Source organism: Streptomyces sp. NPDC029292 (assembly GCF_055569295.1).
Genome location: NZ_JBVHXR010000009.1, coordinates 210,121 through 220,522, shown reverse-complemented (window position 1 = coordinate 220,522; position 10,402 = coordinate 210,121). Strand labels below are relative to the sequence as shown.

The 10,402-nt window shown below is 69.4% G+C and carries 7 protein-coding genes; 2 read left to right on the top strand and 5 right to left on the bottom strand.

What is annotated here, in order from left to right; all coding sequences use genetic code 11:
* Positions 1-97: 97 nt before the first annotated feature.
* Positions 98-1,858: a glycosyltransferase gene (locus ACZ4WS_RS21405; protein ID WP_467982566.1), complete on the bottom strand. Its 1,761-nt coding sequence runs from the start codon at positions 1,856-1,858 to the stop codon at positions 98-100.
* Positions 1,855-3,126, bottom strand: a complete 1,272-nt coding sequence (locus tag ACZ4WS_RS21400) for a nucleotide sugar dehydrogenase (protein WP_467982565.1) — start codon at positions 3,124-3,126, stop codon at positions 1,855-1,857. The genes ACZ4WS_RS21405 and ACZ4WS_RS21400 overlap by 4 nt, the downstream gene beginning before the upstream one ends.
* A gap of 280 nt (positions 3,127-3,406) precedes the next feature.
* Here ACZ4WS_RS21400 and ACZ4WS_RS21395 point away from each other — a divergent pair, with 280 nt between their 5' ends.
* Together ACZ4WS_RS21395 and ACZ4WS_RS21390 are read left to right on the top strand one after the other, a co-directional pair.
* Positions 3,407-4,513, top strand: coding sequence for an LCP family protein (locus ACZ4WS_RS21395; RefSeq protein ID WP_467982563.1), 1,107 nt, complete (start codon positions 3,407-3,409; stop codon positions 4,511-4,513).
* A 125-nt stretch (positions 4,514-4,638) separates the two neighbouring features.
* Positions 4,639-5,004: an NTP pyrophosphohydrolase gene (locus tag ACZ4WS_RS21390; protein ID WP_467982562.1), complete on the top strand. Its 366-nt coding sequence runs from the start codon at positions 4,639-4,641 to the stop codon at positions 5,002-5,004.
* 20 nt (positions 5,005-5,024) lie between these two features.
* Here ACZ4WS_RS21390 and ACZ4WS_RS21385 read toward each other — a convergent pair whose 3' ends face one another.
* The 3 genes from ACZ4WS_RS21385 to dxs all read right to left on the bottom strand — a co-directional run bounded on the left by ACZ4WS_RS21385 (position 5,025) and on the right by dxs (position 10,165).
* Positions 5,025-6,491: an ArnT family glycosyltransferase gene (locus ACZ4WS_RS21385; RefSeq protein ID WP_467982560.1), complete on the bottom strand. Its 1,467-nt coding sequence runs from the start codon at positions 6,489-6,491 to the stop codon at positions 5,025-5,027.
* A gap of 72 nt (positions 6,492-6,563) precedes the next feature.
* Positions 6,564-8,087: an amino acid permease gene (locus tag ACZ4WS_RS21380; RefSeq protein WP_467982558.1), complete on the bottom strand. Its 1,524-nt coding sequence runs from the start codon at positions 8,085-8,087 to the stop codon at positions 6,564-6,566.
* 146 nt (positions 8,088-8,233) lie between these two features.
* Positions 8,234-10,165, bottom strand: a complete 1,932-nt coding sequence (gene dxs / locus ACZ4WS_RS21375) for a 1-deoxy-D-xylulose-5-phosphate synthase (RefSeq protein WP_467982556.1) — start codon at positions 10,163-10,165, stop codon at positions 8,234-8,236.
* Positions 10,166-10,402: the final 237 nt, after the last annotated feature.

Genomic DNA, 10,402 nt, shown 5'->3' with positions numbered 1-10,402 from the left:
TCCCCACCCCCTCCTCCCCCCCCCCCCCCCCCCCTCTCCCCCCCCCCCCCCCCCCCCCCCCCCCCCCCCCCCCCCCCCTTCGACGTGTGTCTCGTCCTTACCAGCCCTGCCCGTGCCCCTGTCCCTGCCCCTGGTGCCAGGAGGGGTCCACGTACTCACCCTGCTGCTGGGCAGGCCACTGCTGCTGGTGCGGGCCGGGGTGCTGCTGAGCGTCGGCCGGGTACCACTCGGCGTTCTGCGGCTGCACGGGCTGCCCGGCCTGCGCCGGAGCCCCCCACGACACCCGCTGCTGCGGAACGGCCTGGAGGTGGCCCGTGTCCTGACCGGTCGGCAGCGGCTGCTCGTACACGACGGCCGACCGGGGAGGAGCCGTCCGCGCCAGGGCCACGCCTTCGAGGCGCATCAGCTGCAGCGTCTCGGTGACCTTCTTGTCGGAGTACGGATCCTCTTCCTCCCAGATCTCCGTCACATCTGCCTCGTGGTCCCCGGCCACGGACACCTCGACGCCGCCCTGCCGCGTGCCCCAACTGCCCTTGTGCAGAGTGAACAGGGCGTAGAAGCGCAGCGGCGTCAGCAGCGTCAGCTGGATGACACCGTAGAGCGGGGCGAGCAGGAACATCCCGAAGCGCTTGATGAAGCCCATCCCCCGGCGGGGGAAGTCGAGGTAGCGCACATTGCGCAGGTACCCCATGAGCACCATGAAGACGAGGTAGTCGCCGATGTGGTTGACGAACCGGTCCGGGTGGAGGATCGGCGTGATGACCATCGAGTAGAACATCGCCGAGCCGAAGACCAGCCACAGGCCCAGTTCCATACAGGTCAGCCAGAAGGCGGGCCGGTACTTCTTCTGGTGGCGGAAGGCCCAGAGGGACTCGCGGAAGAACGACTTGTTCCAGCGGACCTGCTGGCGCAGGAAGTGCGGCAGCTTCTCCGGCACGGCCGTGTAGCCGACGGCGGTCTCCTGGAAGACCACCTGGCCCTCCATGAGGCAGTAGTTGGTCATGCGCCGGTCGTCGCCGAAGACGGCGGGCTTGCCCAGGAACTGCTGGTTGAGGAAGTCCGGGAGGTACTTGCGGACCAGGGTCCCGCGGTAGGCGGACAGCGCGCCGCAGCAGCAGAGCACGGACTTCAGACGCGAGTACGCGGCCCGCTCGAAGAGGAAGGAGTTTCCGTACCGCAGGTCCTGCAGGCGCGTGAAGATGTTGCTGTCGTGGTTGAGTGCCAGCACCATGCCGGTGGAGGCCATGATCCGCTCATCCGCCAGCGGCAGCAGCAACTCGCGGACGGTGTCCCGGGAGAGCACCGTGTCGGAGTCCACGCACAGGAAGATGTCCGTGTACGGCGCCGCCTCGAACCCCAGGGCAAGGGCCTCGCGCTTGCCCTTGTTCTCCGGCTGCACACTGACCGTGTACTTCACACCGAGAGCCTCGAACTCGCGGGCCATTCTCTTGGCCATCCTGATGCCACCGGCATCGGCACTGGCGTCGTCGATGATGTGAATCTCGTTGGGCAGCCGGCTCTGCGCGAGGAGACTGCGCAGGCCCTGCTCGAACATCACCGGGTCTTCGTTGTAGATCGGCATGACCGCGGTGACCCACGCGTTCTCGATGTACTCCAGCTCCTCCCGCCCCGCCTTGGCCGGACGGTAGAAGAGAGCCCCGAACATCTTGAGCGACAGCAGCACCATCGCACCCATCGAGTACAGGTGCAGCGAACCGGCGTCGAGCCGGGTGGCGATCAGCGCGGCCAGGCCCAGGAAGACGAAGTACGAGACCTTCAGATGTCTGCGCTTGCGATGCCGCTGGCGTCCGCCGGAATCGACGGCCCCGGGTATGTAGTTGTCCTCCTCCGCAGTCACAGCTTGACCACCCGGGGGTGATCGGCGGACTGGCCACGGGTGTCGAACAGGACCTGGGCGCGGTCGGCGAGCAGCCCCAGCTCGATCTCCTGGTGGGTCTGGAGCAGGACGGTGAGGTCCGCGTCCGTGGCGGCGGCCAGGTAGTCCTCCGCCCGCTCGACCGGCAGCCCGTCGACCGTCCAGTCGGCGACGCGCGGGTCGAAGTAGACGAGTTCGGCGCCACGCGCGCGCAGGTTCTGCGCCACGGCCAGGGCCGGACTCTCCCGCTGGTCGGAGATGTCGGGCTTGTACGTCACGCCGAGCAGCAGGATCCGGGAGCCCCGGACCGCCTTGCCCTGGTCGTTGAGCAGGTCGGCCGCCCGGTTGACCACGTGCACGGGCATGCGCTGGTTGATCTCCTGCGCCAGCTCCACGAAGCGGAACGGGATGCCCAGCGAACGGACCTTGTACGAGAGGTAGTTGGGGTCGATCGGTATGCAGTGGCCACCCACTCCGGGGCCGGGGTAGAAGGGGGCGAACCCGAACGGCTTGGTGGAGGCGCAGCGGATCGCGTCCCACAGGTCGACGCCGATCTCCCGGCAGAACATCGACATCTCGTTGACGAGGGCGATGTTCACATGGCGGTAGGTGTTCTCCAGCAGCTTGGCCATCTCGGCCTCGCGCGTGCCCTTCGCCTCAACCACCCGCGTCACGAACCGCTCGTAGAGGGCGCGTGCGGCCTTGGTGCAGTCCGCGGTGATGCCGCCGACGACCTTGGGCGTGTTCTCCAGGCCGAAGCTGGCGTTGCCCGGGTCGATGCGCTCCGGGGAGAAGGCCAGGTGGAAGTCCTCGCCGACGCGCAGGCCACCGGCCTCGAGCTTCGGCCGTACCACCTCGTCGGTGGTGCCCGGGTACGTCGTCGACTCCAGCACGACGAGCGTGCCCGGCACCAGGTGGGCGGCGATGTCGTCGACCGCGGCGTGCACCGCGCCGAGGTCCGGGGCCCCGTGTTCGGTGAGCGGGGTCGGGACACAGACGACGACCGCGGCGGCGTCGGCGATGACCTCGGCGCGGTCGACCGCCTCGAAGCCCTGCTCCAGCATCCCGGCGACTTCGGCGTCGGTGATGTCGTCAACGTGCGAACAGCCGCCGTTCAGACCGTCGACGACGCGCCGGCTGCGGTCGAGACCGACCACTTTCAGCCCCGCCGCCGAAGCCGAACGGGCCAGGGGCAGCCCCACGTAACCAAGTCCGACAACAACGAGATCCACGGTGGAGGATCTGCTCACGACATCATTCCCAACCCCGTTGCACCGGCCGCAGCGGTCCGGCGTGCAGGCGATAGTTCGATTCCCCACGAATCGAACAAGAGAGGGGATGCTAACAAAAATTTCACACAGAACTTCACATCTCAAACACACGTTCACACGTGCCTCTTCTCACTTGGCCGCGCGTACAACCCTCCGCCCGCCTCGTGTGTCTCAGTCATCCCACTGCCATCCGCCCGGTGCGGAGCGCCGATCCAAAACCACTGAAATCCACCACGAACCCATTGAAAACCGGAGCGACATGAGCCACGCCCGCCTTCCCGCCGGCGACCGTCCCACCCGCGGGCGGCGGGTCGGGCGGCCCCGGACCCGCGGCCGGAGGATCCTCCGTGTCCTGCTGGCCGGGCTGCTGTTGGTGACGGTGCTCGGCGGCGGGACGGCCTGGTGGCTGTACCACCGGCTCGACTCCCACCTCAAGGACAGCGCGGTCGATCTGGACAAGGCACTGGGCGACGAGAAGAACCGGCCTCGGCGGACCGACGCGGCCGGGGACGCGATGAACCTGCTCGTGCTCGGCTCGGACTCGCGGGCCGGGGACAACGCCACGCTCGACGGGGCCCGGGTGAGCGGGGCCAGGTCCGACACCACGCTGCTGGTGCACATAGCCAAGGGGCGGACCGAGGCGGTCGCGGTGAGCATCCCGCGCGACACCCTCGTCACCCGCCCCGAGTGCACCACCTCCGACGGCACGGAGCTGCCCGCCAAGGAGCGGGTGATGTTCAACTCGGTGTACTCCGAGGCCGGTTCGGCCTGCACGGTGAAGACCGTGGAGCAGATGAGCGATGTCCGCGTCGATCACCTCATCGAGCTGGACTTCGCCGGCTTCAAGGAGATCGTCGACGCGATCGGCGGGGTGACCGTCACGCTCGACCAGCCGATCACGTCCGGGCTGAAGCTCGGCGTCGGAACGCACCGCCTGAACGGCGAGGACTCGCTGAAGTTCGTACGGACCCGGCACGGCTACGGCGACGCCAGCGACCTCGGCCGGATCGGGCTCCAGCAGAAGTTCCTGATCGCCCTGCTCTCCGAGATCAAGAAGCAGGATCTGCTGGGCAGCCCCACGAAGTTCTACACGATCGCGGACAAGCTGACCGAGGCCCTCACCACCGACTCGGACCTCGCCTCCCTCACCGCGCTGGCCGATTTCGGGCAGAGCATGAAGGGCATCGACCCGTCGGGCATGGAGACGGTCATGCTGCCGGTGGCGTACGACAAGGCCGACCCGAACCGGGTGGTGGCCGCCGAGCCTCAGGCGGCGACGCTGTGGAAGGCGATCCGTACCGACTCCGAGATCCCCGAGTCGGCGAAGAAGTCACCGGCGACCGGCGGGACTTCGTCCGCTTCGTGAATGCCGACTCGTCTCCATGAACGCCGACTCGTCTTTCATGAACGCCGACTCATCTCCATGAACGCCGGCTCATCGGCCGAGAGGCGCACACTGGACCCGGCGACCCCGGTCCGGGAGGAAACACCGTGACGACACTTGTGATCATCGACGCCGCCAACGTCGTCGGCTCCGTCCCCGACGGCTGGTGGCGCGACCGCCGGGGCGCCGCGGAACGCCTGCGGGACCGGCTCGCCCGGGACGGCGTTCCGGGGCACCCCGGACCCGTGGAGATCGTCCTCGTGGTGGAGGGCGCGGCCAAGGGCGTGGAGTCCGTGCCCGGCGTACGGGTGGAGGCCGCGCCCGGCAGCGGGGACGACCTGATCGCGGAGCTGGCGGCCGAGGCCCAGGGCCGCCCGTGCCTGGTCGTCACGGCGGACCGCGAACTGTGCCGCCGGGTGCGTGAGTCGGGGGCCGAGGTGGTGGGGCCGCGGGCGGTGCGGGGCCCGTCCTGAACACCGGTACGGAGGACGGGTCAGCCCCGATCACCCGTGTGCGCGTACAGCACGGCTCCGTCGACCGCCCCCACCTCCTCGTACTCCGCCTCGAGCAGCCGCCGGAGCGACGGCACCCGCTCCGGGGCGTACGGCTTGTGGTGGGAGTCGTCGACGACGAGGGCCGGCGGGTGGGTGGCCATCTCCTCGCGGAACACCGGCCAGGTGCCCTCGACGGCGTACTTCTGGCCGACCTGGGGGCCGTTGCGGCCGCCGCTGTAGTTGGTGAGGAGGCCGGCGGTCAGATAGCGGCTGGCGGGGGTGCGGTCGGCCAGCCAGTACGTCTCCGGGTGTATGCCCCAGACGAGCACCCGGTCCCCCGGGCCGGTGCGGCGGGCCATCGCGTCGGCGAGCCGCTGGGCGTGGACGAGTTCGGGGCGCGGGGCGAGCAGGCCCCAGGCCAGGAACAGCGCGCAGCAGCAGGCCGAGGTGAGGACCGCGGTCACCATCCTGGCGCGGGGCAGGATCTGCAGCGCGGCCGTCGCCAACAGAGCTACGGGCGGGATGAGTTGCAGGTAGTAGTGCCCGAAGAAGTGGAAACCCAGGAGCACCGCCGCCACCGACGAGGCGAGCCACAGCCAGAGTTCGCCCGAACCGGTCCGGGCGACGCGCAGCACGCGGACGACCGGCGGGATCAGGCCCGCACAGGCCGCCGCCAGGATCGCGGTGTTGATCAGTCCACGGACCAGGACGTGGAGTTCGGAGCCGGCGAAGGAGGCGTACGCGCCCGATCCGGTGACCGTCCAGAACAGGAACCCCGCCGGGTCGGTGAGCAGCGCCGCGCACAGGACCGGAACGACGGCGCCAACTGCCAGCCGTACCAAGCCACTTCGTGGAGGCGCCTCAGCACGCCACAGCAGCCACACCACCGGCACCAGCACCGCCCCGCCGGTCTGCTTCGCCAGGAACGCGCATGCGACGGCGAGCCCGGCCGCACCCCAGCGGCGCCGGTCCGCACACCACATCGCGGCGGCGGTGCAGGGCAGCGCGAACACCTCGAAGGTGGCGGCCTGCGCGTCCTCGGGGTTGAGCCCGATGGAGACCAGGACGTACAGGACGCCCGCCGTGCGGCCCGCCGTGTTCCCCCAGCGGCGCCGGGCCAGCGAGGCGAGCAGCAGCGCGGTCAGCAGCTGGGCCCCCATCGCCAGCACCCGCACCGAGGTGAGCGATGTGTCACCGAAGACCGCGAAGGCTCCCTCGTACAGCCACGGCACGAGCGGCGGCTTGCGGTCCACGACCGTCTCGTACAGCTCTCCCCCGTCCGCCAGTATCCGCGCCTGTACGGCGAGATAGCCCTCGTCGGGGTTCCACAGCGGTCGCACGAAGGAGGGGGCCCGGGTGACGCAGACCAGCAGCGCGAGGAGGGGCAGCAGCCGTCTCCAGTAGCCGCGGTCCGCTACCCGTGACGCGGCTACGGAGCGTGGTGATTCCAGGAGCTCGGCGAGCATAGGTGCACGCTATCCGGCCCCGCAGTCTCCGCCTGAGCGGGACATACGGGGCCGGAGGATCAACCGGTGCGATTACTTGGCGTCGCGGCCCGGCGGCCTCATCACCTGGCCCACCGTCGTCTCCTCGTGACGGCCCAGGCGGCTGTGCGAGCGCCCGTACAGGAAGTAGACGACGAAGCCGATCACCATCCACGCCCCGAACCGCACCCAGGTCTCCGCGGGCAGGTTCAGCATCAGCCACAGCGAGGCGAGCACCGACAGGATCGGGACCAGCGGCACCAGCGGGGTGCGGAAGGCGCGGTGCAGGTCGGGGCGGGTGCGGCGGAGGATGACGACGCCGATCGCGACGACGACGAAGGCGAAGAGCGTACCGATGTTGACCAGTTCGGCCAGTTCGCTGAGGCTGGTGAAACCCGCGAGGATCGCGATGATCACGCCGAGCAGGATGGTCGGCCGGTGCGGGGTGCGGAACCTCGGGTGGACGCGGGAGAAGAACCGGGGCAGCAGCCCGTCGCGGCTCATCGCGAAGAAGACCCGGGTCTGGCCGAGCAGCAGGATCATGCAGACCGTGGTCAGACCGACGGCGGCGCCGAAGCTGATGACGCCCGCGTACCAGGGGTGCCCGGTCGCCTTGAAGGCGTCGGCGAGCGGGGCGTCGATGGACAGTTGGCGGTAATTCTCCATGCCCGTGACGACGATCGACACGGCGACGTAGAGCGCCGTGCAGATGAACAGGGAGCCGAGGATGCCGCGCGGCATGTCCCGCTGCGGATTCTTGGTCTCCTCGGCCGCGGTGGCCACGACGTCGAAGCCGATGAAGGCGAAGAAGACGACGGAGGCAGCGGTGAAGATGCCCATCACACCGAAGTTGGTGGGTGTGTAGCCGAACATCAGCTGGACGAGCGGGGATTGGAGACTGCTGCCCGCCTCCTGGGCCTGCGCCTTGGGGATGAAGGGCTTGTAGTTGTCGCCCACGATGAAGAAGGCGCCCGCGATGATCACGATCATCACCACGGTGACCTTGATGGCGACCACGACCGTGGTGACCCGGGCGGAGAGCTTCACGCCGATGACCAGGATGACGGTGAGCACCAGCACCAGCGCTGCGGCCAGGATGTCGAAGCCGAACCCGGTGGCCCCCTCGCGCCCGCTGAGATAGTCGGGCAGATGCCAGCCCGCGTTGTCCAGCAGCGAGCGCACGTACCCCGACCAGCCGACGGCCACTACCGCCGTACCGAGCGCGAACTCCAGGACCAGGTCCCAGCCGATGATCCAGGCGGGCAGCTCGCCGAGCGAGGCGTACGAGAAGGTGTACGCGGACCCCGCCACCGGGACCGTGGACGCGAACTCCGCATAGCAGAGCGCCGCCAGGCCGCAGACGACGCCCGCCGCGACGAACGCCAGGGAGACCGCCGGTCCCGCGTTCTCCTTGGCGACCTTGCCGGTGAGGACGAAGATGCCGGTGCCGATGATGACACCGACGCCGAAGACGGTGAGATCCAGAGCGGACAGCGACTTCTTGAGTGCGTGCTCCGGCTCCTCAGTGTCCAAGATCGACTGTTCGACCTTCTTCGTTCTGAAGAGGGTGCTGCTCACGGGCGTACCTCCACGCTTGACGTCCTCGACATGATCGAGGGGGCGTGTGATGCGTATGCCCCGGCGCGGACGGATTCAGGCGAATGGGCCGGTTTCACCACTCTGAAGGAGTGCTGAAACCGGCCCATTGGACCTGCGGGGGTGCGTCAGTCGCGCGCGGGCTCCACCGCGTCCACGGCCTCGGCGGTGGTGCGCTCGAACCGGCCGTCCAGCTTGGCGACCAGCCCGGTGACCTGACGGGCGATGTCCGGGGCGGTCAGGCCGATCTCCGCCATGACCTCACCCCGGGAGGCGTGGTCGAGGAAGCGCGGCGGGATGCCGAAGTCACGCAGCGGCATGTCGACGCCGGCGTCGCGCAGCGCCTGCGCGATCGTCGAACCGACACCGCCGACGCGGGAGTTGTCCTCGACGGTGACGACCACGCGGTGCTGCTCGGCGAGCGGGGCCATGGCCTCGTCGACCGGCTTGACCCAGCGTGGGTCGACGACGGTCGTGGAGATGCCCTGCTTGTCGAGGAGGCCGGCGATCTCCAGGCACATCGGCGCGAGCGCGCCGACGGAGACGAGGAGGACGTCCGGCGCGTCGGTGCCCGGCGCCCGCAGCACGTCCATGCCGCCGATCCGGCCCACGGCGGGCACGGCCGGGCCGACCGCGCCCTTGGAGAAGCGGACCACGGTCGGCGCGTCGGTGACCTCGACGGCCTCGCGCAACTGGGCGCGGACCTGGTCGGCGTCGCGCGGCGCGGCCAGCCTGAGGCCCGGCACGACCTGGAGGATCGACATGTCCCACATGCCGTTGTGCGAGGCACCGTCGGTGCCCGTGACGCCCGCCCGGTCCAGGACGAAGGTGACGCCGCACTTGTGCAGCGCGACGTCCATCAGGACCTGGTCGAAGGCGCGGTTGAGGAAGGTCGCGTAGACGGCGAAGACGGGGTGCAGGCCGCCGGTGGCCAGGCCCGCCGCGGACACGGCCGCGTGCTGCTCGGCGATGCCGACGTCGTACACCCGCTTCGGGAAGACCTTGGCGAACTTGTCGAGGCCGACCGGCTGGAGCATCGCGGCCGTGATGGCGACGATGTCCTTGCGCTCCTGGCCGAGCTTGACCATCTCCTCGCCGAAGACGGAGGTCCAGTCGGCGCCGGAGGAGGCGATCGGCAGGCCCGTGTCGGGGTGGATCTTGCCGACGGCGTGGAAGCGGTCCGCCTCGTCCTGGAGGGCGGGCTGGTAGCCGCGGCCCTTCTCGGTGAGGCAGTGCACGATGACGGGGCCGCCGAAGCGCTTGGCGCGGGCGAGGGCGGACTCCAGAGCCTCGATGTCGTGGCCGTCGATCGGGCCGACGTACTTCAGGCCGAGGTCCTCGAACATGCCCTGCGGGGCGATGAAGTCCTTGAGGCCCTTCTTGGCGCCGTGCAGGGTCTCGTAGAGCGGCTTGCCGACGACCGGGGTGCGCTCCAGGAGGTCCTTGCCGCGGGCCAGGAAGCGCTCGTAGCCGTCCGTGGTGCGCAGGGTCGCCAGATGGTTCGCGAGGCCGCCGATGGTGGGGGCGTACGAACGCTCGTTGTCGTTGACGACGATCACCAGCGGGCGGTCCTTGGCGTCCGCGATGTTGTTGAGCGCCTCCCAGGCCATGCCGCCGGTGAGGGCACCGTCGCCGATGACGGCGACCACGTGGTCGTCCTTACGGAGGACCTGGTTCGCCTTCGCCAGGCCGTCGGCCCAGCCGAGGACCGTGGAGGCGTGCGAGTTCTCGATCACGTCGTGCTCGGACTCGGCCTGCGCGGGGTAGCCGGAGAGGCCGCCCTTCATCTTCAGCTTCGAGAAGTCCTGGCGGCCGGTGAGCAGCTTGTGTACGTAGGACTGGTGGCCCGTGTCCCACAGCACCCTGTCCTTGGGCGACTCGAAGACGCGGTGCAGCGCGATGGTGAGCTCCACGACACCGAGGTTGGGGCCGAGGTGGCCGCCGGTCTTGGAGACCGCGTCGACGAGAAAGGTCCTGATCTCGCCGGCCAGCTGGTCCAGCTGCTCCAGGCTGAGCCGGTCCAGATCGCGCGGTCCCCTGATGCGGGTCAGCAGCGGCACCCGTGCCTCCTTGCAGTAGAGCTGTTCGAGCTTTGCCGGGTCTGTCGAGTCTAATGTTCCGCCTTTCACGGCGACGTCCGGGCTCCGCGTTGTACGTCACGCGATCGGCTGTACGGAGGGGAATACACGTTCGCCGCCCAGGGCGCCTGAACATGACTGTGCCCGGCACCGCCATTGGTACCGGGCACAGGTTCAAGAGGGGCTGTACTGAAGCGCGCCCCGTCTTACCGGCGTACG

What these genes read in the sequence shown, in the direction of transcription:
- ACZ4WS_RS21385 (WP_467982560.1), bottom strand. Translation starts at nt 6,491, where the DNA reads ATGCTCGCCGAGCTCCTGGAATCACCACGCTCCGTAGCCGCGTCACGG.
- ACZ4WS_RS21395 (WP_467982563.1), top strand. Translation starts at nt 3,407, where the DNA reads ATGAGCCACGCCCGCCTTCCCGCCGGCGACCGTCCCACCCGCGGGCGG.